Origin of the sequence: Sphingobium sp. DC-2, assembly GCF_000722555.1 — a bacterium.
GTDB classification, from domain to species: Bacteria; Pseudomonadota; Alphaproteobacteria; order Sphingomonadales; family Sphingomonadaceae; genus Sphingobium; species Sphingobium quisquiliarum.
Genome location: NZ_JNAC01000009.1, coordinates 72,295 through 94,922, shown reverse-complemented (window position 1 = coordinate 94,922; position 22,628 = coordinate 72,295). Strand labels below are relative to the sequence as shown.

Annotated in this window: 21 protein-coding genes; 9 read left to right on the top strand and 12 right to left on the bottom strand. The window is 65.0% G+C overall.

Features of this window, described 5'->3' with window-relative positions; all coding sequences use genetic code 11:
- Positions 1-11: 11 nt before the first annotated feature.
- Complete coding sequence (locus ET21_RS0102295; protein WP_030538422.1) at positions 12-695, bottom strand: GcrA family cell cycle regulator; 684 nt, start codon at positions 693-695, stop codon at positions 12-14.
- A 169-nt stretch (positions 696-864) separates the two neighbouring features.
- Between ET21_RS0102295 and ET21_RS0102290 the strand changes: the two genes are divergently transcribed.
- Positions 865-1,647: an ABC transporter permease gene (locus ET21_RS0102290; protein WP_237751469.1), complete on the top strand. Its 783-nt coding sequence runs from the start codon at positions 865-867 to the stop codon at positions 1,645-1,647.
- Positions 1,648-1,699: 52 nt separating this feature from the next.
- On the opposite strand, the gene ET21_RS28720 is transcribed toward ET21_RS0102290, so the two are convergent.
- Entirely contained in the window at positions 1,700-1,828 is a 129-nt protein-coding gene (locus ET21_RS28720; protein ID WP_021239304.1) for a hypothetical protein, read from the bottom strand.
- Entirely contained in the window at positions 1,825-3,147 is a 1,323-nt protein-coding gene (locus ET21_RS0102280) for a UDP-glucose/GDP-mannose dehydrogenase family protein (protein ID WP_021239303.1), read from the bottom strand. Before ET21_RS0102280 ends, ET21_RS28720 begins: the two co-directional genes overlap by 4 nt.
- Positions 3,148-3,299: 152 nt before the next feature.
- Between ET21_RS0102280 and wecB the strand changes: the two genes are divergently transcribed.
- The 4 genes from wecB (at position 3,300) to ET21_RS0102260 (ending at position 8,785) form a co-directional block, all read left to right on the top strand.
- Complete coding sequence (gene wecB / locus ET21_RS0102275) at positions 3,300-4,445, top strand: non-hydrolyzing UDP-N-acetylglucosamine 2-epimerase (protein ID WP_030538420.1); 1,146 nt, start codon at positions 3,300-3,302, stop codon at positions 4,443-4,445.
- A gap of 108 nt (positions 4,446-4,553) precedes the next feature.
- Positions 4,554-5,849 (top strand): UDP-N-acetyl-D-mannosamine dehydrogenase, encoded by a 1,296-nt coding sequence (gene wecC / locus ET21_RS0102270; protein WP_030538419.1) that lies wholly within the window; start codon positions 4,554-4,556, stop codon positions 5,847-5,849.
- Positions 5,850-5,972: 123 nt separating this feature from the next.
- The gene (locus ET21_RS0102265; protein ID WP_030538418.1) at positions 5,973-6,683 is read left to right on the top strand and encodes a polysaccharide biosynthesis/export family protein; all 711 of its coding nucleotides are present in this window, start codon (positions 5,973-5,975) and stop codon (positions 6,681-6,683) included.
- A complete protein-coding gene (locus tag ET21_RS0102260; protein ID WP_030538417.1) occupies positions 6,683-8,785 on the top strand; it encodes a polysaccharide biosynthesis tyrosine autokinase in 2,103 nt (700 codons plus the stop codon). Before ET21_RS0102265 ends, ET21_RS0102260 begins: the two co-directional genes overlap by 1 nt.
- Positions 8,786-8,937: 152 nt before the next feature.
- Here the strand turns inward: ET21_RS0102260 and purQ are convergent, their stop codons facing one another.
- Positions 8,938-9,612 carry a phosphoribosylformylglycinamidine synthase subunit PurQ gene (gene purQ, locus ET21_RS0102255; protein WP_021239298.1) on the bottom strand — a complete coding sequence of 225 codons (675 nt, stop codon included), beginning with the start codon at positions 9,610-9,612 and terminating at the stop codon, positions 8,938-8,940.
- Between the two features lie 3 nt (positions 9,613-9,615).
- A complete protein-coding gene (gene purS, locus ET21_RS0102250) occupies positions 9,616-9,849 on the bottom strand; it encodes a phosphoribosylformylglycinamidine synthase subunit PurS (protein WP_021239297.1) in 234 nt (77 codons plus the stop codon).
- A 128-nt stretch (positions 9,850-9,977) separates the two neighbouring features.
- On the opposite strand from purS, the gene ET21_RS28130 reads away from it, so the two are divergent.
- Both ET21_RS28130 and ET21_RS0102240 read left to right on the top strand, forming a co-directional pair.
- Positions 9,978-10,127, top strand: coding sequence for a hypothetical protein (locus ET21_RS28130; protein WP_021239296.1), 150 nt, complete (start codon positions 9,978-9,980; stop codon positions 10,125-10,127).
- A gap of 65 nt (positions 10,128-10,192) precedes the next feature.
- Positions 10,193-10,945, top strand: a complete 753-nt coding sequence (locus ET21_RS0102240) for a sulfite exporter TauE/SafE family protein (protein ID WP_030538416.1) — start codon at positions 10,193-10,195, stop codon at positions 10,943-10,945.
- A 71-nt stretch (positions 10,946-11,016) separates the two neighbouring features.
- On the opposite strand, the gene purC is transcribed toward ET21_RS0102240, so the two are convergent.
- The 4 genes from purC to otsB form a co-directional block, all read right to left on the bottom strand.
- Positions 11,017-11,799 (bottom strand): phosphoribosylaminoimidazolesuccinocarboxamide synthase, encoded by a 783-nt coding sequence (purC, locus tag ET21_RS0102235; RefSeq protein ID WP_021239294.1) that lies wholly within the window; start codon positions 11,797-11,799, stop codon positions 11,017-11,019.
- A 159-nt stretch (positions 11,800-11,958) separates the two neighbouring features.
- The gene (gene otsA / locus ET21_RS0102230; protein WP_021239293.1) at positions 11,959-13,368 is read right to left on the bottom strand and encodes an alpha,alpha-trehalose-phosphate synthase (UDP-forming); all 1,410 of its coding nucleotides are present in this window, start codon (positions 13,366-13,368) and stop codon (positions 11,959-11,961) included.
- Positions 13,365-15,134 carry a glycoside hydrolase family 15 protein gene (locus tag ET21_RS0102225; RefSeq protein ID WP_272945205.1) on the bottom strand — a complete coding sequence of 590 codons (1,770 nt, stop codon included), beginning with the start codon at positions 15,132-15,134 and terminating at the stop codon, positions 13,365-13,367. Before ET21_RS0102225 ends, otsA begins: the two co-directional genes overlap by 4 nt.
- Positions 15,135-15,241: 107 nt before the next feature.
- On the bottom strand, positions 15,242-16,006 hold the full coding sequence (otsB, locus tag ET21_RS0102220; protein WP_030538414.1) for a trehalose-phosphatase: 765 nt from the start codon (positions 16,004-16,006) through the stop codon (positions 15,242-15,244).
- 147 nt (positions 16,007-16,153) lie between these two features.
- Between otsB and parC the strand changes: the two genes are divergently transcribed.
- Positions 16,154-18,442, top strand: coding sequence for a DNA topoisomerase IV subunit A (gene parC, locus ET21_RS0102215; protein ID WP_030538413.1), 2,289 nt, complete (start codon positions 16,154-16,156; stop codon positions 18,440-18,442).
- A 171-nt stretch (positions 18,443-18,613) separates the two neighbouring features.
- On the top strand, positions 18,614-20,278 hold the full coding sequence (locus ET21_RS0102210; protein ID WP_237751470.1) for a bifunctional diguanylate cyclase/phosphodiesterase: 1,665 nt from the start codon (positions 18,614-18,616) through the stop codon (positions 20,276-20,278).
- Here ET21_RS0102210 and ET21_RS0102205 read toward each other — a convergent pair.
- From ET21_RS0102205 to ET21_RS0102195, 3 genes are read right to left on the bottom strand one after another with little or no spacing between them, the layout of a single operon-like run.
- On the bottom strand, positions 20,242-21,453 hold the full coding sequence (locus tag ET21_RS0102205; RefSeq protein WP_030538411.1) for a CCA tRNA nucleotidyltransferase: 1,212 nt from the start codon (positions 21,451-21,453) through the stop codon (positions 20,242-20,244). The genes ET21_RS0102210 and ET21_RS0102205 overlap by 37 nt on opposite strands.
- Positions 21,434-22,045 (bottom strand): CoA pyrophosphatase, encoded by a 612-nt coding sequence (locus ET21_RS0102200; protein ID WP_030538410.1) that lies wholly within the window; start codon positions 22,043-22,045, stop codon positions 21,434-21,436. The genes ET21_RS0102205 and ET21_RS0102200 overlap by 20 nt, the downstream gene beginning before the upstream one ends.
- On the bottom strand, positions 22,042-22,608 hold the full coding sequence (locus tag ET21_RS0102195; RefSeq protein WP_030538409.1) for a DUF1285 domain-containing protein: 567 nt from the start codon (positions 22,606-22,608) through the stop codon (positions 22,042-22,044). The genes ET21_RS0102200 and ET21_RS0102195 overlap by 4 nt, the downstream gene beginning before the upstream one ends.
- Between the last annotated feature and the right edge of the window lie 20 nt (positions 22,609-22,628).

Here is a 22,628-nt window from a genome sequence, read left to right as displayed (position 1 = left end):
CTGCGGCAGCTTCAGCGGACGCGCGGACCGCCAAAGGGCAGGGGCGGCGGCGGACGGCGCGTGCCGCGCGGCAACTGCGCCTGATAGGCGCGGCCGCAATGTTCGACGCAATAGGGAAAGCCGGGGTTCACCGCTTCACCGCAGAAGTGGAAGTCGGGTTCGCCCGGATGGCCCATCGGCCATTTGCAGATGCGCTCGGTCAGGTCGAGCAACGTCGTCTTGCCCGCAATGTCCGGGCTGGGCTTTGCGGGAACCAGGCGGCGGGGCGGCGCAGGCGGGATCGGCGCCTGCTGGTCGCCCGGACCCTGACGCAGGAAGCCGCCGGGACCAACGGAAATGATGCGCGGCTGAGGCGCAGGCGTCGCGTCGTTGGCGGGCGCTGCGGCGGCGGAAGGCGCGGCCGCCGGGGCGGGCGCGGGCGGGGCGGTGCGCACGGCCGCGTTCTGCTGAACGGGCGCGGGTTTGGGTGCTTCGACGGCCGGTGCGGCGGCAACAGGCTTGCGCACGGGCGCGGCCTTCTTGGGCACTTCGTTCGCCTTCACGGGCGAAGGGCGCGATTGCAGACCGAGGCGATGGGCCTTGCCGATCACGGCGTTGCGGCTGACGCCACCCAGTTCGTCAGCGATCTGGCTGGCGGTCAGGCCCTTTTCCCACATCGCCTTGAGCTGGTCGATGCGCTCGTCAGTCCAGGACAATGAATAACTCCTCACAATATCCGGTTCGCGCCCTATATGGGGCGCACAATTCCGCACACAACGCCCTTGCGGCATATCAGGCCAGCCGATAGTCGATCCGATCATGAACGACCAGTCCCAATTTGTAACAAACGCGTCCCGGCAACCACGCTTTCACGAGCCGGGCGAAATGGTCATCCGCAACGTCAACTGGGCAGGGATGCGCGCGCTGTACCGCAAGGAAGTCCGGCGTTTCATGAAGGTCCAGTTGCAGACCATCTGGGCGCCCGCCGTAACGACGCTGATGTTTCTGGTCATCTTCACCATCGCGCTGGGCGGCGCGAACCGGCAGGTGCTGGGCGTTCCCTTCGCCGATTTCATCGCCCCCGGCCTCATGATCATGGGGATGATGAACAATGCCTTCGCCAACAGCAGCTTTTCCCTGCTGGCGGGCAAGATGCAGGGAACGTTGATCGATTATCTGATGCCGCCGCTGTCCAACGGCGAATTGCTGCTGGCGCTGGTCGGTGCGGCGGTGACGCGCGCAGTCTGTGTCGGATTGGCCTTGTGGGGCGCGATGGCGCTGTGGCCCGGCGTCCATGTGACGCCAGCGCATCCCTGGGCGATCGTCTGGTTCGGCCTGATGGGGGCGTCGCTCACCGCTTTTATCGGCGTGCTGACGTCCATCTGGGCGGAAAAGTTCGACCATGCGGCGGCCATCACAAATTTCGTGATCGGCCCGATGACGCTGCTGTCGGGGACCTTCTATTCCATCGACCGGCTTTCGCCCGTGTTCAGGGCGATCAGCCATGCGAACCCCTTCTTCTACGCGATTTCGGGGTTTCGTTATGGCTTCGTCGCGGCGGCCGACGGCGATGTGGTCGTGGGCAGCATCGTGCTGCTGGTGCTGAACATCGCGCTGGCGGTGCTGTGCTATATGCTGCTGCGGCGCGGGTGGAAGTTGAAGGCTTGAGGGCGCGTGGGCCGGGCTCCAGCCTTTCTGGGGAGCACATTGCCCGACACCGTCAGGTAAGGCCAGCCATCACCGGCACGACCAGCGTCAGGAGAAAAAGCAGGGCGGCGGCGATCAGCCAGTGATGCAGCCGTGGAAGGGCGAGGTGGTGATCCCGCCCCTCCTCCGGCGGCAGCCTCATGCGGCTTCCACGCCCTTACCGCCGACGCGGATGAGCGAAAAGCCAGCCGCTTCCGCCTCCGTGCGCGGGTAGATGTTGCGCAGGTCGACCAGAAGCGGCGTGTTCATCGAAGCGGCGAGGCGCTTGAGGTCGAGCGCGCGGAAAATATCCCATTCCGTGACCAGCACCACCGCGTCAGCGCCCGATGCGGCTTCATAAGCGTCGCGGGCCATCTTCACGCTGGGCATCATCGGCGCGGCGACTTCCATGCCTTCGGGATCATAGGCGACGATCTTCGCGCCCGCATCCTCCAGCGCCTGCACGATGGCCAGGCTGGGCGCATCGCGCATATCGTCGGTATTGGGCTTGAAGGTCAGGCCGAGCAGCGCGACTTTCTTGCCCCGCGCCTCCCCGCCCAGCGCCTTGACGATCTTGCGCCCCATCGCCCTTTTACGAAGGTCGTTCACCTGCACGACCGTTTCGACGATGCGGATCGGCGTGTCATAATCCTGTCCGGTCTTGACGAGCGCCAGCGTATCCTTGGGGAAGCAGGACCCGCCATAGCCCGGCCCCGCATGCAGGAATTTGGACCCGATCCGGTTGTCGAGGCCGATGCCGCGCGACACGTCCTGCACTTCCGCGCCCACCGCCTCGCACAGGTCGGCCATTTCGTTGATGAAGGTGATCTTGGTCGCCAGAAAGGCATTGGCGGCATATTTGATCAGTTCCGCCGTGCGCCGACCGGTGAACATGACCGGCGCCTGATTGAGGTTCAGCGGCCGGTAGATCTGCGCCATCACGGCGATGGCCCGTTCATTGCCGGTGGTGCCGACGACGACGCGGTCCGGCCGTTTGAAATCGCTGATCGCCGCGCCTTCGCGCAGGAATTCGGGGTTGGAAACGACCTGGATGTCCAGGTCGGGACGGACTTCCTTGACGATGCGTTCGACTTCGTCGCCCGTGCCGACAGGAACGGTGGACTTGGTGACGATCACCGCCGGTCCATCGAGCGATTCCGCAATCTCCCGCGCGGCGGCATAGACGTAGCTCAGGTCCGCATGGCCATCACCCCGGCGGGAGGGGGTGCCAACGGCGATGAAGATCGCATCCGCCCCCTTTACGCCAGCGGCGAGGTCCGTGGTGAAGGTCAGGCGCCCGGCGGCGGCATTGTTCGCGACCAGCTGGTCGAGGCCGGGCTCATAGATCGGCATGCGGCCGGATTCGATCGCCTGGATCTTTTCGGCGACCTTGTCGACGCAGACGACGTCGTGGCCGAAATCGGCGAAGCAGGCGCCCGATACCAGGCCGACATACCCCGTGCCGATCATCGTGATCTTCATAAACTTCCGCAGCCCCTTGAAATGGAAAGGTCGACGGGCCCTAGCACAGGTCATTGCGCGTGCAAAAGCGCGCGTCCGAGTTACCCCTTGTTCAGACGATGGTTACGATTAGCTGCGAAAATCGCCCAAATGGCACGCACAAGGGGGCGAAGATGAAGGTTGCGGTGGTATTCGGGACACGGCCGGAAGCGATAAAGCTGTTTCCCGTGATCCATGCCCTGCGCGCCCATGATCAGGTGGACACGCGCGTCATCGTGACGGCGCAGCATCGCGGACTGCTGGACCAGGTGCTGGACATTGCCGGCATCAGGCCGGACGTCGATCTGGACGTGATGACGGCTGGCCAGACGCTGGACGGCTTGACCGCAAAGCTGATCGTGGAGCTTGGCAAGTCCTTCGACGCTGAGCGGCCCGACCGCGTGGTGGTGCATGGCGATACGCTGACGACCATGGTCGCCAGCCTTGCCGCCTATTACCGCCAGATTCCCGTCGCCCATGTGGAAGCGGGGCTGCGCAGCGGCGACATTCATCATCCCTGGCCGGAGGAGGTGAACCGCCGCGTCGTCGCCTGCATCGCCGACATGAACTTTGCGCCTACCCAAGGGGCGGCTGACGCGCTGCGGCGGGAAAATCGCGCGGCCAAGAGCATATATGTGACCGGCAACACGGTGATCGACGCGCTGCTCGCGACGCGCGAGCGGTTGAACGCCATGCCATCGCTGGCGGCAGGGCTGGACGATCTGGCGGCGCGGTTCGCGGGCAAGCGGATCGTGGCCGTCACGAGCCACCGGCGGGAGAATTTCGGCGGCGGCATGGAGGCCATCGCACGGTCGATCGCCGACATTGCGGCGCGGCCCGATGTCGCGGTCATTTTCCCCGTGCATCCCAATCCCAATGTCCGCCCGGTTATGGAAGCTGTTCTGGGCGGCCTGCCCAATGTCGCGATGATCGATCCGCTCGACTATCCGCATTTCGTCCGGCTGCTCGATATGTGCGAACTGGTGTTGACCGACAGCGGCGGCGTGCAGGAGGAAGCGCCTTCACTGGGCAAGCCAGTGCTGGTGATGCGCGAAACGACCGAACGTCCAGAGGGGGTCGACGCGGGAACGGCGAAGCTGGTCGGCACGGACCGCGAGCGGATCGTGCGCGAGGTGCTGGCGCTGCTGGACGATGGCAGTGCCTATGCGGCGATGGCGCGCGCGCATAATCCCTTTGGAGACGGCGTGGCCGCGCAGCGGATCGCGGCGGTCATCGCCAAGGATGCCGGGCAGGCAGAAGGGCTGGACGAGGCGGCGTAGGGCAGGAGCACGGAAATGCGGCGCGCTCCTTCGGCATCGCCGTTACCGAAATCTTCAGCATTTCCCGGCAGAAAGCGATGCAAATCATTGGCTTCCCAGGATCATCGCATGCCCGTCGACAAACAGCAGAAGGTTTCCGTCATCGGCCTTGGCTATATCGGCCTGCCGACCGCAGCGCTGATCGCGCGCGGCGGGTGTCAGGTGGTCGGCGTCGATATCAGCGCGCATGTGGTCGAGACTGTCAATTCCGGCCGCGTCCATATCGAGGAAGTTGATCTGGACGGGCTTGTGCAGGGCGTCGTTGCGCGCGGGAACCTGCGCGCCAGTCTGGAGGTGGAGCCGAGCGACGTCTTCATCATCGCAGTGCCGACGCCCGTTGCGGAGGATCGCGCGCCCGATATCTCCCATGTGCTGAACGCGGCGCGCACCGTCGCCAGCGTGTTGAAGACCGGTGACACGGTCATCCTTGAATCCACCTCTCCGGTCGGCACGACCGAAGCGATGCGCGATCTGTTCGCTCAGTTGCGCCCGGACCTCAGGATGCCGGGGCAGGGCGGCGCTGGCGATATCGCCATTTCCTATTGCCCGGAGCGGGTCTTGCCGGGCCGCATTCTGGTCGAGTTGATCGACAATGACCGCTGCATCGGCGGCATCACGCCGCGATGTGCGCGCAAGGCGCTGGCCTTCTACCGCCAGTTCGTGCGCGGCGCGTGCATCACGACCACGGCGCGGGCTGCGGAGATGGTGAAGCTGGTGGAAAACAGCTTTCGCGACGTCAATATCGCCTTTGCGAACGAACTGTCCGTCATAGCCGAGCGAATGGACATTAACGTGTGGGAAGTCATCCGCCTCGCGAACCGCCATCCGCGCGTCAACATCCTTCAGCCGGGGCCGGGCGTCGGCGGCCATTGCATCGCCGTCGACCCATGGTTCATCGTTCATGGTGATCCCGAAAACAGCCGCCTGATCCGCACCGCGCGGGAGGTGAACGACAACAAGACCGATCATGTCGTCGCCTGCGCGTCGGACCTGATCGACGAATATCCGGGCGAGGACATTGCCTGCCTGGGTCTGGCCTTCAAGGCCAATATCGACGATTTCCGGGAAAGCCCGGCGGTGAAGGTCGCCGCGCGCCTCGCCCGCCGCTATGGCCGCCGGGTGAAGCTGGTCGAACCCTACGCCCAGGCGTTGCCCATGGAGTTCGCAGGCACCGGCGCGGAGTTGATCGATCTCGATACGGCTCTGGAACAATGCAGCGTTTTCGTCATTCTTGTCGATCATGACATGTTCAAATCCGTGCCCGTGGACGAACGCGCCGACAAGGCCGTCTATGACACGCGGGGCGTGTGGCCGGATCAGCCGCGCCGTCTTGCCCCGGCTGCGCTGGGCCGAATGGCCGTCTGACCAGCCGAGTGCGGGCGCGGGCCGTCCTGCCCATGGTTGCCATGGCCTTTCCGCCTCGTTAACCCCTCGCCCCAGGTCCGTCCATCTTGCGGCGGCCGGAAAATTGCGGGGATTTACAGCGGAATGCACGAACCGATCGGCAAGATGACCCGGCTGCTGACCGGATTGGCGGTGAGCATTTCGCTGGGCGCTTGCACGACGGTCGAGGATGCGCCCAAGGGGGAGGCTGCCTATGAAGTCATTCCCCCCGCACCTGCCGTGGGAATGGATTACAGGATCGCGGCGGACGATGTGCTGCGGGTGCAGGTCTATCATGAACCCGGCCTTTCGCTGGAGGATGCGCAGGTGACCGCTGCGGGCATGATCCGCATGCCGTTGATCGGCGAAGTCCCAGTGGCCGGGCTTTCGGCCAGCGAAGCGTCGGATGTGATCGCGGGCAAGCTGGGCGAGCGCTATCTGGTGTCGCCGCAAGTCACCATATTCGTGAAAAAGGCCGTGGGCCGCCGCATTACCGTGGATGGAGAGGTGCGCGAACCGGGCCTGTTCCCTGTCGAAGGACGGCTGGGTCTGCTCCAGGCGGTGGCCCTGGCGAAAGGGCCGACACGGCTGGCCAGCCTGAAACAGGTGATGGTGGTGCGCCAGACCGACGGCGTGCGCGCGGCCGCGATGTTCGACCTGTCCGCGATCCGCAAGGGGAAAGCTCCCGATCCTGAAATCCTGCCCGGAGACATGGTGCTGGTCGGGCTGTCGCGGGCGAAGGCGATTTTGGGTGGCGGGCTGCTGGCGCTTCCGGCGATCGGCGCGGGCTTCGTCGCGCTGGATGGAGGACGCTGATGGCGGGCTCCAGCATCCGCATCGATCCGGGCGTGGCGCCCGCTGTCGAGGAAGGGCGGGCGGCCAGGGCCGTTCGGGCGGCGCGGGGCGCATGGACCGCTGTGCGGCGTCACCGCGTCATCCTGTTCGGCACGATGGCTCTGTGCGTTCTGGCCGGTGTCATCTTCATCCTGCTGTCGACGCCGGATTACAAGGCGACCGCTTCGGTCGAAGTGGAGGACGTGCCCGCCGGAGCCGCCGGGGCGGCCGCCCCGCAGCGGCCGCAAGCGCCTTTGGATAATGAAGCGCTGATGCAGACCGAGCTTGAGGTGTTGCGCAGCCGGTCTCTGGCCGAAGAGGTCGCGCGCGAACTGGCTCTGGTCGGCAACCGGACATTGTTCGATGCGATGAAGGCCAAGCGGCCGGATCGAGGCTCCGGCTCGCTCAGCCAGCGGCAGGTGGAAACGGAAGCGGTGATCCGCCTGTTGCGGGACAATCTGGAGGTGGAATTGCCGGGCAAGTCCCGCGTGATCCGCATCAGCTTCACCAGCGCCGACCCGGTGCTGTCGGCGCGCGTCGCCAACAGCTATGCCGACAGCCTGATCAGGGCCGATTTGAAGCGCGGCTTTGAATCGGGCGTGCAGGCGCGCCGCTTCCTGCTGGGCGAACTGGATGGCGCGCGTCGCGATCTGGAGCGGGCGGAGCGGGATCTGGCGGTCTATGCCGCCCGGACCGGCACGCAAGGCGAGGCGCAGGATCGCGGGCCGGGATCAGCCGAAGGGAGCAGCGCCGCGCGTCTGGCGCAGCTGAACGCGTTCCGCGCACAAGCAACGGCAGACCGAATCGCGGCGCAGAAGCGTTGGGAAAGCGCGCGCCTTTCCAGCGTGGAGACGCTGCCGGAGGTTCTGAACAACGGCGCGATGCAGCAACTGATGGCGCAGCGGGCGCAGGCGCGGGCGGAGGTGGTCCAGGAACGGCAGTTCCGCAAGGATGCTCACCCCGAAATGCGCGAGGCGCGGGCCCGGCTGGCGGCGCTGGACGATCAGGCACAGGCGATGGCGAACACGATCCGCGCATCGCTGAGGGAGCAATATGAGGTCGCCGTCCACGGCGAGAAGCAGATCGAATCGGAAATCGCCGATGTCGAGCGGCAGGCGCTGGCTGAACGCGGGCGCGGGGTGCAGATGAGCATCCTGGAACGATCGGTCGATACCTACAGGCTGCTGCACGACAGTCTGCTGCAACGCTATCGCGACATGGCGTCGCAGGCCGGGTTTCAGGCCGGGCGCATCCAGCCGCTGGACCGCGCCGCCGTGCCGCCGCGTCCGTCTTCGCCGCATATCGGCACGACCATGCTGCTGGCTTCGCTTGGCGGGCTGGCGCTGGGGCTGCTGCTGGTGGCGGGGCGGCATCTGTTCGATGACGCCGTGACCTCCGCCGATACATTGGCGGAGCGCGCCAACCTGCCGCTGCTGGGGACGGTGCCAGCGTCCGACCGGCCTGCGGTGGAGACGTTCGTTCCCATCGCGTCATCGCTCCTGCTGGCGTCGTCCGCAGGGCTGCCGCGATCCATATTGGTCACGAGCGCGCAGGAGGGGGAGGGCAAATCGTCCACCGTCCACGCCCTGGCTCTGGCCTTGGCGAAGCTCGACCGGCGGGTGCTGGTGATCGATGCCGACATGCGGCGGCCACGGCAGCATAGCCTTTTCGGCATTGCTGTCGAGCGGGGCATCAGCGAGGTGATGACGGGGCAGGCCAAGGCGGAGGATGTCATCGTCGCCGCGTCCGCCCCCGGCGTATCGCTGCTCCCCAGCGGCGCGATACCCCCCAATCCGGCGGAGCTTCTGTCCACTCCCTCCCTGGATGTGCTGCTGGCGGGATTGCAGGATCGCTATGACACGGTGCTGATCGATGCGCCGCCGATCTTGGGCCAGCCCGATACCTCGCTGCTGGCGGCAAAGGCGCAGGCAACGGTGCTGGTCGTCGAATGGGGCCGCAACCATCATGGCGGGCTGCGCGTGGCGGCCGACCGGCTGCGGCGCGCGGGCGGGGCGATTATCGGGGCCATCCTGACGAAGCAGGAGGGGCGCGCCTTTGAATATGATTATCATCGGGGCGGGTAGGCGGACCTGCGCCGATCGGCTCCTGATCTCTGAACATCAACCTGCGCAGGAGTGTCAGCCGGTAACTCCAAAGCCAGCGCAAAGCTGCGATACGCACAGTGCGCCGCCAGTCAGCTGAATGAAGTAAGCGAAAGGCGCCTTTCGCCTGTGGCTCAAGCGCGCGCCAGCAGTCCTTCTACCAGCCCTTCGAACAAGCGGCGGCCGTCCGTCTTGCCGTGCGCGGGTTCGATCACGCGTTCCGGGTGAGGCATCATGCCCAGCACATTGCCTGCTTCGTTGAGGATACCCGCGATGTCGCGCGCTGAGCCGTTGCAATTTTCCGCATAGCGCAGAGCCACGCGGCCTTCGCCTTCCAGCCGGTCGAGCGTATCCGCGTCCGCGAAATAATTGCCGTCATGGTGCGCGACGGGGAAAGAGATTGTTTCGCCCGCATCATATTTGCTGGTGAAGGCGCTCTGCGCATTGTCGACGGTCAGGCCGACGTCGCGGCAGATGAAATGGCCGCTGGCGTTGCGCAGCAGCGCGCCGGGCAGCAGGCCGCTTTCGGTCAGGACCTGGAAGCCGTTGCAGATGCCCAGCACATAGGTGCCGCGCTCCGCCGCCTTCGCCACAGCCTGCATGACCGGCGAGCGCGCGGCCATGGCGCCGGAGCGTAGATAATCGCCATAGGAAAATCCGCCTGGAACGCCAATCAGGTCCAGATCGTCGGGCAATTCGGTGTCCCGGTGCCAGATCATGGCTGGCTTCGTGCCGCTCACCGCCTCGAAAGCCACGGCGAGGTCGCGGTCGCAATTACTGCCGGGGAAGACGATGACGGCGCTTTTCATGGCTCAGGCCACCTTTTCGATGCGGTAATTTTCGATGACCGTATTGGCCAGCAGCTTGCGGCACATGGCGTCGATATCGTCATCGCTGGTGCCATCCGCAAGGTCGAGTTCGATGAGCTTGCCCGCGCGCACATCATTGACGCCGGTAAAGCCAAGGCCTTCCAGGGCGTGATGGATCGCCTTGCCCTGCGGGTCCAGGACACCGCCCTTGAGGGTGACGAAGATGCGGGCTTTCATGAGGTGCGAAACTCCGTGGATGGCTATGGCGCACCCCCTAGTCCCGTGGGGCGGGACAGGCAAGGCATTATCCCTTTCTTAGCAAGCGTGACGTTATGATGACCGGCGTCGATCAAGGGGTTCACGCTATGGCTGGTCTTGCACTGGCGATGTTTGTCGGACTGTTCGCCTTCGGACAGCAGATCGTCGGCTATTCCGATCCGCATGGGAAGGTGCAGCTTGCGCTGCTGGCGACCTTCGCCTTCGGCCTGCTGGTGGGATATCGCGCCAGCGCCTGAACGTTTTGCGGGGGCGCGAGCAGGAATCGCTTCGCCTGGCAGGCGGGCTGGTCTAGGGCGGCGGCATGTCCGCCGACGCCTTTTACTATGGTTGCGCCATCGTCGCAGTCGTCATTTCCGGCCTTGCAAAAGGGGGCTTTGCCGGGGCCGGGGTGCTGGCCATGCCGATCATGGCGCTGGCCATCGACCCGGTGCGGAGCGCGGCCATCCTGCTGCCCATCCTCATCCTTCAGGACGTGGTCAGCGTCTGGGCTTTCCGGCGGGACTGGGACGGGCATATTCTGGCGGTGATGCTTCCCGGAGCGGCCGCAGGCATCGGCCTTGGCTATCTGTTCGCCGCGCAGGTGCCCGAAACCATGGTGCTGGGCGCGCTGGGGTTCATCTCCGTGCTGTTCGGGCTTCAGCGGCTCTGGACGGAGCGGCGCGGCGCGATCGTGCTGCCGTCCAGCTCGCCTAACTGGGTGGGAGCGCTGTTCGGGGTGGCGAGCGGCTTTACCAGCCAGATCGCCCATGCCGGGTCGCCGCCTTTTCAGATGTGGGTGCTGCCCAAGCGGCTGCCGCGCGACACGCTGGTGGGCACGACGGCGATCACCTTTGCAGTGATGAACTGGATGAAGGTGCCCGCCTATGCCGCGCTGGGGCAGTTTACGCGCGCCAACCTGATGGCGACGGCGATGCTTGCTCCGGTCGCGCTGATCGCGACGCTGATGGGCGTGGCGCTGGTGCGGCGGACGGACCCGGCGCGTTTCTATAGACTGATCTATGCGCTTATGGTGCTGTTGGGGATCAAGCTGATGGCGGACGCGGTGCTGGGGTAATCCCCTTCACCGCCCGTTCCGCTAGCGGTCCCCACTCCCCATCGATGATGGGGAGGATTGGGGAGCATTGATCAGTCCTTGCCGCGCTTCTTGCGGTGGGTGTCGAGGTCGAGGACGGTCGTGTCCGCGCCTTCGGGCAGCAGGCCGAGGCGGCGGGCGACTTCCTGATAGGCTTCGACTTCGCCGCCCAGATCGCGGCGGAAGCGGTCCTTGTCCAGCTTTTCGCCGGTGTTCATGTCCCACAGGCGGCAACCGTCGGGGCTGATCTCGTCGGCCAGGATGATGCGGCTATAGTCGCCGTCCCACAGGCGGCCGAACTCCAGCTTGAAGTCGACAAGGCGGATGCCGATGGCGGCGAAGAGGCCGCACATGAAATCGTTGATGCGGATCGCCATGTCGGCGATGTCGTGCATCTCTTCCTGCGTGGCCCAGCCGAAGCAGGCGATATGTTCTTCGGACACGAGCGGGTCGCCCAGCGCGTCGTCCTTGTAGCAATATTCGATCAGGGTGCGGGGCAGCTGGGTCCCTTCCTCGATGCCCAGCTTCTTGCTGAGCGAGCCGGCGGCGACGTTGCGGACCACGACCTCGATCGGCACGATCTCGACCTGGCGCACCAGCTGCTCGCGCATGTTGAGGCGGCGGATGAAGTGCGTCGGCACGCCGATCTGGCCGAGCAGGGTGAAGATATGTTCCGAAATGCGGTTGTTGAGCACGCCCTTGCCGGAAATCGTGCCCTTCTTCTGCGCGTTGAAGGCGGTCGCGTCGTCCTTGAAATATTGGATGATCGTGCCGGGCTCAGGACCTTCGTAAAGGATCTTTGCCTTGCCTTCGTAGATCTGGCGGCGACGGGCCATGCGCGTTCCTGTCTTCCCAAGAAAGAATGTGCCCCGGCAACGCGAATCGAGGAGGATTAGCGGGTGCCGGGGCTGCTGGCGTCGGCCCATAGACCAAAGGAAGCGCAGGCGCAATTAGCGCGCTGACAGGCATGTCGCCCGCGTTCCGTTACCGGCCGCCTAATGGGCGGTTTCGACCTGCGCCGCGTCTTTGCTGTCGCCATTGCGGGCGGCCATCAGCCTTTCGGTAAAGCAGCGCCGCCACCAGCTGATATCCTGTTCCTCCACGCAATTCATCATCGACCGCCAGCGGCGCTTGCGTTCGTCGAGCGGCATGGCGAGCGCGCGGGTGATGGCGTCCGACATTTCTTCGGGGCTGTAAGGGTTGATGAGCAGCGCGTCCTTGAGCTGCGTCGCGGCGCCAGCGAAGCGGGACAGGATGAGGACGCCGGGATCTTCCGGGTCCTGCGCGGCCACATATTCCTTGGCCACCAAGTTCATGCCGTCGCGCAAAGGCGTGACCAGGCCGATGCGGGCCGCCCGGTATATCCCCGACAGCTTGTCGCGGGGATAGCCCTGGTTCACATAGCGGATCGGCGTCCAGTCGACATCGCTATATTCGCCGTTGATGCGCCCGGCGATCGCGTCGAGCGTGGCGCGGATCTGCTGATAGCTTTCCACCTCTCCGCGCGAGGGCGGCGCGATCTGCGTCAGCACCACCTTGCGATGCTGTTCGGGATGATCCTTGAGAAAGCGGGCATAGCCGTTGAACCTTTCCTCCAGCCCCTTGCTGTAGTCCAGCCGGTCGACGCCCACGATCATGGAGCGGTCCTGCAAGGAACGGCGCACCTTTTCGAACATCCGCCGCGCAGGCTCGCTGACCGCGGCGCTGGCATATTCCTGCGCGTTGATGCCGATGGGGCAGGCGATCGCCTGGATCGTGCGGTCGCCCAGCGTCACGAAATCGCCGTTGACCGTTCCGTTCATCTCCCGCTCCACATAATGGCGGAAGGATTCCAGCCATTCTTCGGTGTGAAAGCCGATGACGTCATAGGCGAACAATGTCTGCACCAGCTTGGTATGATGGGGCAGGGACACGAGCAGGCGCGTGGGCGGCCAGGGGATGTGGAGGAAGAAGCCCATCCGGTTCTTGTGCCCCTTGTCCCGCAGCATCTGGCCAAGCGGGATCATGTGATAATCCTGCACCCAGATGATGTCTTCGGGCTCGATCAGGGGGCTGGTGGTGTCGGCGAAACGCTGGTTGACGCGGTTGTAGCCGCCTTCGAAATCGCGGGCATATTCGGCAAGGTCGATGCGGAAATGGAAGAGGGGCCACAGCGTCTTGTTGGCGTAGCCGTTATAATATTCGTCTACATCCTGTTCTTCCAGGTCGATGGTGGCGGTCTTCACCCCTTCATCCTCGGAAAAGCCGATATGGCCGGTGAAATTTTCCGTGACCTCGCCCGACCAGCCGACCCAGATGCCCCGGCTTTCGCGCAGGGCCTGGGCAAGCGCCACGGCAAGGCCGCCCTGATTGCCCGACTTGTTGGGCCTGCTCACCCGATTGGATATGACTATCAGCCGGCTCATCGCATCACGCTCCACGGTTTGCTCAGCAGAACGGCGCAGTTGATGATGCCGACCAATGAGTAGGTTTGGGGATAATTGCCCCATAATTCCCCGGTCACGGGATCGATATCTTCTGACAGCAGCCCGGCGGCGGTGCGGCGGGACAGCATTTCTTCGAACAGCAGCCGCGCCTCCTCCGTGCGGCCGGTGCGGTGCAGCGCCTCGATCAGCCAGAAGGTGCAGACGTTGAAGGCGGTGACCGGCTCGCCGAAATCGTCGGGCGCGCTGTAGCGCAGCATGTTGTTGCCCCGGCGCAGGTCCTTCTCCAGCGCCTTGAGCGTGCCGACGAACATCGGATTGTCGGCCGTGAGGAAGCGCAGGTCGAGCAGCTGGAGCAGCGACGCGTCGCGGGCGTCATCCTCGAAATTCGCGGAGATGGCGTTGCTGCTGCTGCGCCAGGCCGATTGCAGGATGCGGGCCTTCATGATCTCCGCACGCTCGCGCCAATGCACTTCCCGATCCGGCAGGCCAAGAGCGCCCGCGGCATGGGCCAGACGGTCGCACGCGGCCCAGCACATGACGGCGCTGTAGCTGTGCACATGGGCGCGGGTGCGCAGCTCCCACAGGCCGGCGTCCGGCTGGTCATAGACGGACCATGCCCGCTCGCCCACGGCTTCCAGCGATTCGAAGTCAGACATGCCTGCCATGCGCAGCAGGCGCTGGTCGATAAACCCCTGGACGGATGACAGGACGATCTGGCCATAGGCGTCATGCTGGATCTGCGAATAGGCGGCATTGCCGACGCGCACGGGCCCCATGCCGCGATAGCCGGGCAGATTTTCCGCCTCCCGTTCCTCCAGCGTGGCGTTGCCGCGCACATCATAGAGCGGCTGGATATGGCCGCCCTTCGCCCCATCCACGATATTGCGCAGATAGACGAGGTAGCTTTCCAACACGTCGAGCGCGCCCAGGCGGTTCAGTGCCTCCACCGTATAATAAGCGTCACGAATCCAGCAGTAGCGATAATCCCAGTTGCGCCCTGAATCGGCATGTTCGGGAATGCTGGTCGTCAGCGCCGCGACGATCGCGCCGGTTTCCTCATGCTGGCAGAGCTTGAGCGTGATGGCGGAGCGGATGACGGCTTCCTGCCATTCGGCGGGGATGGCGAGGCCGCGCACCCAGACCTGCCATTCGTGGATGGTGTCGTCCAGCATCCTTTCCACGGCGGGACGCAGGGCATCGGAGAAGCTTTCGTCCGGCCCCATGAAGAAATGCATGTCATGTTCCAGCCGGAACCAGCTTTCCTGGCTGATAAGGCCGATGGGCGCATTGGTCGAAACGCGCATGGCCATGTAGGACAGCACCAGCCGGATATGGTTGGAACCATAGCTGATCGGCACATTTTCCGAATGCCAGGAGGTGGTGGGGCGCAGCCGCACGCGGACGCGGGGGCTGCCCGCCACGGGGCGGACGATCCGGGCGAAGGCGACGGGGCGGTACATGCGGCCCAGATGACGGTAGCGGGGGCAGAAATCGTAAAGCTCGATCGCGTTGCCATGATCGTCGGTCTGCCGCGTGACCAATATGGGCGTGTTGCGGATATAATGCTGCTCGATGCGGACGCAGTTTTCCAGCTCGATCGCCCAGAAGCCGCGCGCATCGGGGCCTTCCCAAGCCTTGTCATCGAGAAGGGCGGAAAAAACGGGATCCCCGTCCACGCGGGGCACGCAGGCCCATATCATCCTGCCCGCGCGGTCGATCAGCGCGGATGCCTGGCAATTGCCGATGGGCCAAAGGTCGAGAGTGCGTTCGTTCCCGGCGAAATCTGTTTGACTGTTCCTGACTATCGGTCTGCCCCCCTGGTGGTTTCCAACGGGAAGGCGCCAGCCGTTGCTCAGCGCGGCCTGGCGATCCCCCTGGCGAGATAATGCCTGACAGCGGCAACCTGTTCCAATGAGAATGCGGCGAGCGTTTCCCGTGGCGGGCCGACCAGAATGCCTGCGCCGCCCAATTCGGCGGCGGCGGCAAAGCCTTCCTCGTCCGTGACATCGTCGCCGATGAAGACCGGCCGTCCGCCCGCCATGGGCTCCCGCGCCATCAGGGCGTGCACCGCGCTGCCCTTGTCAGCGCCTCCGGGCCGCAGTTCGAAAAGCATCTTGCCCGGTTGAACGGAAAGGTCCAGCTTTTCCGCCAGATCGCTGGCCAGCTCGCCCGCCTTCGCGCCCCATTGGGGAGCGCCGCGGAAGTGGAGGCCCACGCTGATCGATTTACGTTCCACCAATATGCCGGGCTTTCCTTCCGCAAAGGCGTGGAAGGCGGCTTCGGCATCGTCCACCGCCGGGCGGCGAGGGGGCGCTTCGACCCGTTCGCCCGGCTGCGCCATTTCAAGGCCGTGTGTTCCGGCCAGCAGGAACCCGGCAAAGCCCAGATCGCGCAAGGTGGCGATCGACCGTCCGCTGACGATCGCGAGGCGTCCTTCCAACCTGTCGCGCAACTCACCGAGCAGGCCGATCAGTTCCTCGTCCACGGCCACGCCGTCGGGCGTGTCGGCGATGGGCGCGAGCGTGCCGTCAAAGTCGAGGAACAGGGCGGCGCCGTCCAGCAGCGAAACTGGCGGCTGGGGCAGGGCGATGCGGGAGGAAGGGGGGGAATCGGACACGCGCGCAAATTGGCGCGTGCCGCCAAATGTGCAAGCCCCGGAGGCGATGCGGATGATTTTTCCGTGCGTTTCGCTGCCGGTCTGGCTGCACGGCGGAGCTTCAATCCCCGTTTCCGTTTTTCCGTTGCGCTGCTATTCCGATTTTCGATGACCGATTTTCGCGACCCGTTCGACGCTATCAAGGATCACCCTTTCGACGATGCGCTTTCCGAGCGCTACCTCGTCTATGCCCTTTCCACCATCACGGCGCGGTCGCTGCCGGACCTGCGCGACGGGTTGAAGCCGGTGCACCGGCGCCTGCTATGGGCGATGCGGTTGCTGCGGATGGAACCGGCTGGCGCTCCGCCCAACGTGCTGGCCGCCAATCCGGCGCGCAACACCACCAGCTATAAGAAGTGCGCGCGTGTCGTCGGCGATGTCATCGGCAAATATCACCCGCATGGCGACACGTCCGTCTATGATGCGATGGTGCGGCTGGCGCAGGATTTCTCGCTCCGCACGCCGCTGGTCGATGGGCAGGGCAATTTCGGCAATATCGACGGCGATAATGCAGCGGCGATGCGCTATACCGAGGCGCGGCTGACGCAGGCTGCGGCCGACCTGATGGCGGGGCTGGACGAGGGGACCGTCGATTTCCGCCCGACCTATAATGGCGAGGATGAGGAGCCTGAGGTCTTTCCCGGCCTGTTCCCCAACCTGCTGGCCAATGGCGCGAGCGGCATCGCGGTCGGCATGGCGACCAGCATCCCGCCGCACAATGTGTCCGAACTGATCGACGCGGCCAGCCTGCTGATCGACAATCCCGATGCCGAACATGCCGACCTGATGCAGATCGTGCGCGGGCCGGACTTTCCGACAGGCGGCGTCCTGGTGGACAGTCCCTCCATCATATCGGAGGCTTATGCGACGGGGCGGGGATCGTTCCGTACCCGCGCGCGCTGGCACAAGGAGGATGGCGGGCGCGGCACCTGGGTCGCGGTGGTCACGCAGATCCCCTTCCAGGTGCAGAAATCCAAGCTGATCGAGCAGATCGCCGCGCTCATCAACGACAAGAAGCTGCCGATCCTGGCCGATGTGCGGGACGAGAGCGACGCGGAAATCCGCATCGTCATCGAACCGCGCGCCCGCACCGTCGACCCCGATGTGCTGATGGACAGCCTTTTCCGGCTGACGGACCTGGAAAACCGCTTTCCGCTGAACCTCAACGTGCTGGACGCGACGCGCACGCCGCGCGTGCTGGGGTTGAAGCCGGTGCTGATCGAGTGGCTCAAGCACCAGATCGACGTGCTGGTGCGGCGCGCCCGCCACCGGCTGGACAAGATCGCGGCGCGGGTCGAACTGCTCGACGGCTATATCATCGCCTATCTCAATCTCGACCGGGTGATCGAGATCATCCGCACCGAGGATGAACCCAAGGCGGTGATGATGGAGGAATTCCAGCTGACCGACCGGCAGGCCGAAGCGATCCTGAACATGCGGCTGCGGTCCCTGCGCAAGCTGGAGGAGATGGAACTGCGGCGCGAACATGCCGAGCTTCTGAAAGAGCGGGAGGAGCTGACGAAGCTGGTCGAAAGCCCCACCCGCCAGCGGACGCGGTTGAAGAAGGATCTGGCGGAACTGCGCAAGCGCTATTCGCCCGACACGGACTTCGGCAAGCGGCGTACCTTGGTTGAGGAAGCCGCGCCGGCGCGCGAAATCCCGCTGGAGGCGATGATCGAGCGGGAGCCGATCACCGTCATCCTGTCCGAACGCGGCTGGATCCGGGCGATGAGCGGCCATCGCGACCTGGCGTCCGCCGATACGCTGAAGTTCAAGGAAGGCGACGGCCCGATGATCGCCTTCCACGCGCAGACGACCGACAAGCTGCTGCTGGCCACCAGCGCCGGGCGCATCTTCACCCTGGGGGCGGACAAGCTGCCGGGCGGGCGGGGCTTTGGCGATCCCGTGCGGTCGCTGGTCGACATGGACGATCAGGGGCAGATCGTGACGCTTCTGCCTGCGCGCGCGGGCGGCGAATTGCTGCTGGCGTCGTCGGACGGGCGCGGCTTTGTCGCGGCGATGTCGGATGTGATCGCGGAAACCCGCAAGGGCAAGCAGGTGGTGAACGTCCGCACAGGCGCGCGGCTTTCCGTCGTCAAACCCATCCCCCCCGAAGCGGACAGCATCGCGGTCGTCGGTGAAAATCGCAAGCTGCTGGTCTTTTCCCTGATAGAAATGCCGCGGATGGCGCGGGGGCAGGGGGTGCAGATGCAGCGCTATCGCGACGGCGGATTGTCCGATGCGGTGGCGTTCCGCCTGGCGGACGGGCTTAGCTGGGCGATGGGCGGAGACAGCGGCCGGACCCGCACGGAAAGCGACATGACGCCCTGGCGCGTGGCGAGGGGCGCTGCCGGACGCATGCCGCCGGTTGGGTTCCCGCGTGACAACCGCTTTTGATCGAATGTATAAATCCCCCACATCCGATTGAAATAAAGCATAGTATTTCCCGAAAATTTACCAATTGCCGCTTTAAGGAGTGGTATGGAATCTACTCCCGCGCGTATCGGGCTGAATGAAAGCCTGAACGAGGACCCCCTTGTGGGGTTCGCGCGCACGCATCTGCCCGACATGGCGGAAAAGGAGCAGTGGGTCGGGGCGATCCCCTATCCCGCCGCAATTTTATATCTTCGCGACAATCAGTTATCGCTCGTCGTTGTGAATGATTGTTTCTTTCGCACCTTTCTTGAAAATGTCGATCCGGCCGACAAACCGCCCCATGCCGAAGAATGGCGTGAGCGTATCATCGAAAAGGCGACGGCTGGCCAGCCCACCAGCTTTTTCGAATTGCGGCGCAATGGCGTGCTGGGTTCGGAATATTTCTGCTGCACGGTCGGCCTGCTGCCCTGGCATGAGGAAGATGCCAGCCTGATCCTGTTCACGGCGCTGGACCGAACGAACGATCGCATCATCGAGCGGAACCTGCGCCGCGAGCTATTGTCGGACGGTCTGACCGCGTTGCCCAATCGCGCGGGTTTCGGCGAGGAAATAGAAGACCGGCTGGCGAACGGCGCGTGGCTGGAAAATGGCCAGTTCGGCATTATCGCGATCGACCTCAGCCGGTTCAGCCGGGTCAATGAATCGCTTGGGCCCATGGCGGGCGACGAACTGCTGATCACGGTGGCGAAGCGTTTGAAGTCCAGCCTGCGGCAGGGGGATGTCCTCGCCCGCATCGGCGGCAATGACTTCGCGATATTCGCCCGCTTGAACAATGGCTTGTCCGATTGCCTTCATATCGTTCAGAGGATCAAGGATGCGCTGAATTCGCCGGTCCGGCTGAGCGACCTGCAAATCCGGGTGGATTGCGCCATCGGCTGCGCGCTGTCCGTCAGCCTGGACGATGATCCCGACGATGTGGTCCGCAAGGCGCAGGCCGCGGTCAAGATCGCCAAGCGCAGCGGCAAGGTGGAAATCTACCGCAACGGCGTTCTGAAGGAAGCGCAGCGGCGCTTTTCGATTGAGAGCCGCTTGCGCACCGCGCTGGCGCAGGGGGGGCTGACATTGGCGTTCCAGCCGCTGATCCATCTCCCCACGGGCGAGGTCAACGGTTTCGAAGCGCTGGCGCGGTGGGAAGATCCCGACCTGGGTCATGTGTCGCCGGTGGAGTTCATCGCCGTGGCCGAGGAAAGCGGCCTCATCACGCCGCTGGGCCGCTGGGCCGCCTATGAGGCCGCGCAGGCGCTGAGCCGCTGGGACGCGAAATTCGGGCAGAGGCTGCCGGTGGGCGTCAACGTCAACCTGTCGCCGATCCAGATGGCGCGGGACGATGTGGCATCGATGTTCGAGGAATCGCTGCGTTATTCCGGCATAGCGGGCGATCGCCTGACGGCGGAGATCACGGAGAGCGCGATCATCGCCGACCCGGACAAGGCGCGCAAACTGCTGTTCGCGCTCAAGGATTTGCAGATGCTGATCGCGATGGACGATTTCGGCACCGGCTATTCCAACCTGGCGAGCCTGCACAGCCTGCCAATCGACATATTGAAGATCGACCGCAGCTTCGTGTCGACGATGCTGGAGGACAGAGACAAGGGCGCGATCGTCAGGACGATCCTGTCTCTGGCCGAATCGCTCAATCTGGCGGTGACCGCCGAGGGGATCGAGACGCAGCAACTGGCCGACGCGTTGCAGAAGATGGGCTGCGGCTATGGCCAGGGCTTTTATTTCGCGCGCCCGATGCCGGAGGCCGAAGCGTTCGACTATTGGCGCGCGCGCTGGAATTTCGAAACGGTCTGATCGGCGATTTCCGCGACGCGCCGGGCGTCGGGAAAGCCTTCCTCCACCCAGAGGCGCTGGACCTCGCCCAAGGCTTTGGCCACATCGGGGCCGGGCGGCAGGCCGCGTGAAATGAGCGCGCCGCCGCCGATCGGAAGCTGGGGCGGGACCCAGTCTCTGATGCCATGGATGTCCTCCAGCGGGCGGCGCGGGTCGAGCAGCATCTGGTCGATCGCGCCCTCCACCCCGATACGAAAGGCCAGCGCGCGTGGCGGCATAGCCGTTGCGTGCGGTTCGAGCGCGAGCATGATCCGCTTGCGCGCCTTGTTCGACAGCTTGAGCCGGGCGCCCACATTTTCCGCCACGCGGGCATCAGGCGGCAGCAGGGCGGCGAGGCGGCGGAGCGGGGAAGGATCAGTCTCCGCGCCGCGCTCACGCAGGATCAACGCCGCGAGGCGATCGATCCCGCTCCGGTCGATTTCCGGCAGCACCGGGGCCAATATGCCGCCGTCCACCATCAAGGCGAGGGAAGCGACCGGGTCCTGCACCGCCAGCAGTTTCAGCAGTTCGTCCGCGATCCGTTCCCGCGACAGGGCCATCAGGCTGTTGGCGGCGGCACGGCAGGCGTCATAGGCCTCCGCGTCCGGTTCGTCCCGGCCGAAGCGCGCCAGGAAGCGGAAATAGCGCAGGATGCGCAGATGATCTTCCGCGATCCTTTCCCGCGCTGTGCCGATGAAGCGGACGCGGCGCGCCTCCAGATCGGCGACGCCGCCGAAAAAGTCAGTGATTTCGCGGCTAAACGGATCGGCATAGAGCGCATTGATGGTGAAGTCCCGGCGGGACGCGTCCTCGCGCCAGTCGCTGGTGTAGGCGATGGTCGCGCGCCGCCCATCGGTGCTGACGTCGCGGCGAAGGGTCGTGATCTCGACGGGCCAGCCGGAGATCACGGCGGTGATGGTGCCATGGTCGATGCCGGTCGGCACGGCCTTGATCCCGGCGGTCTTCAACCTGTCGACGACGGCGGCGGGTTCCAGGACCGTCGCGATATCAAGGTCGCTGACCGGCAGGACCAGAAGTCCGTCCCGCACCGCGCCGCCGACGAAGCGGGCACGGCCTTCCCCGGCCTCCAGCGCGGTCAGCAGGCCGTCGAGTCCAGGGCGATGGCGCCATTCGGCGTCAGGCAGCAAGGCGGCCAAGGTTCAGCCTCCGCGAAAGATTGGCGAGGATCGCCGCAGTGATGCCCCAGATGCGCTTGTCCTCCCATATGATCTCGTAAAAATGACGCTGCTCGCCCTGGAACTCGATCGGCTTCCTCAGCCGGTTGGCCGGGTCGAGCGCGTAGGAGAGCGGGACTTCGAACCACTCCGCCACCTCGCTGGCCTGCGGCGTGAGCGGGAGATCGGGCGGGATGACGCCCAGGACCGGGATGATGTCGAACCCGGTGAAGGTATGATAGCGGTCCGACGTGCCGACGATATCGACCAGCCGGGGCGGCAGGCCAATCTCCTCCTGCGCCTCGCGAAGGGCTGCGGCGGTTTCGTCTGCATCGCCTTCATCCACGCGGCCGCCGGGAAAGGCGACCTGGCCCGCATGCTTGCGCAGCGAGGCCGCTCGCTGCGTCAGGATCAGGCCCGGTTCCGGCCGGTCGGTGATGGCGACGAGAACGGCGGCGGGCGCAAGCACCATATCCTCCCGGATGCGGGGGTCCCGCGTGTCCGACAGGCCGATCCCGATGTCGCGCGCATGCCCTTCCGTCAGCGCGGCGCGCAGCCGGTCCGCCAGCATCATTGCGACCCGTCCAGCGCGAAGAACGCGCCATTGCTCCAGATGCCAACGGGGTCGGCGCCTTCCTCCAGCGCAAGGTTCATAAGCTCGTAATAGACGCTGCGGGACACCAGCGCTTCCAGCCCGCCGCGCACATGCAGATAGGGGTGCGGCCCATCGGCCGTTTCGCGGACACGAATGGGATGTTCCGGCCCGGCCGCGACCAGATCGCCCGTGTTCAGCCGGAAGGCGAGCGCCCTTGCGCCTCCTTCCCCCTCGCTTTTCAACTCGACGGCCAGGAACGGCGCGTCCTCCACCTCGATCGACAATTTCTCCACCGGGGTGACGAGCACATGAGAGCCGTCCGGTTCCCGCCGCAGGATGGTGGAAAAAAGCCGCACCATCGCTTCCCGCCCGATCGGCGAACCCTGATGGAACCAGGTGCCGTCGCGGGCGATGCGCATTTCGCTGTCGCCGCAATGATCGGGATTCCATTGTTCGACCGGCGGCAGACGCTTTTCCGCGAGAAGGCGCGCAATGTCGGTCAACGACAGGCTGGAAAGATCGGGCGGCGGTTCCATCGGCATGGCGCCGAGATAGGATCGAG

Coding starts and splice junctions, on each gene's coding strand:
- ET21_RS28130 (WP_021239296.1), top strand. CDS start 9,978: ATGGCTGGTCTTGCACTGGCGATGTTTGTCGGACTGTTCGCCTTCGGA.
- purC (WP_021239294.1), bottom strand. CDS start 11,799: ATGGCCCGTCGCCGCCAGATCTACGAAGGCAAGGCAAAGATCCTTTAC.
- ET21_RS0102280 (WP_021239303.1), bottom strand. CDS start 3,147: ATGAAGATCACGATGATCGGCACGGGGTATGTCGGCCTGGTATCGGGC.
- ET21_RS0102260 (WP_030538417.1), top strand. CDS start 6,683: ATGGCGGGCTCCAGCATCCGCATCGATCCGGGCGTGGCGCCCGCTGTC.
- ET21_RS0102265 (WP_030538418.1), top strand. CDS start 5,973: ATGCACGAACCGATCGGCAAGATGACCCGGCTGCTGACCGGATTGGCG.
- parC (WP_030538413.1), top strand. CDS start 16,154: ATGACCGATTTTCGCGACCCGTTCGACGCTATCAAGGATCACCCTTTC.
- wecC (WP_030538419.1), top strand. CDS start 4,554: ATGCCCGTCGACAAACAGCAGAAGGTTTCCGTCATCGGCCTTGGCTAT.
- otsA (WP_021239293.1), bottom strand. CDS start 13,368: ATGAGCCGGCTGATAGTCATATCCAATCGGGTGAGCAGGCCCAACAAG.
- ET21_RS0102240 (WP_030538416.1), top strand. CDS start 10,193: ATGTCCGCCGACGCCTTTTACTATGGTTGCGCCATCGTCGCAGTCGTC.
- ET21_RS0102290 (WP_237751469.1), top strand. CDS start 865: ATGGTCATCCGCAACGTCAACTGGGCAGGGATGCGCGCGCTGTACCGC.
- ET21_RS28720 (WP_021239304.1), bottom strand. CDS start 1,828: ATGAGGCTGCCGCCGGAGGAGGGGCGGGATCACCACCTCGCCCTTCCA.
- ET21_RS0102195 (WP_030538409.1), bottom strand. CDS start 22,608: ATGCCGATGGAACCGCCGCCCGATCTTTCCAGCCTGTCGTTGACCGAC.
- purQ (WP_021239298.1), bottom strand. CDS start 9,612: ATGAAAAGCGCCGTCATCGTCTTCCCCGGCAGTAATTGCGACCGCGAC.
- ET21_RS0102200 (WP_030538410.1), bottom strand. CDS start 22,045: ATGATGCTGGCGGACCGGCTGCGCGCCGCGCTGACGGAAGGGCATGCG.
- ET21_RS0102210 (WP_237751470.1), top strand. CDS start 18,614: ATGGCGGAAAAGGAGCAGTGGGTCGGGGCGATCCCCTATCCCGCCGCA.
- purS (WP_021239297.1), bottom strand. CDS start 9,849: ATGAAAGCCCGCATCTTCGTCACCCTCAAGGGCGGTGTCCTGGACCCG.
- wecB (WP_030538420.1), top strand. CDS start 3,300: ATGAAGGTTGCGGTGGTATTCGGGACACGGCCGGAAGCGATAAAGCTG.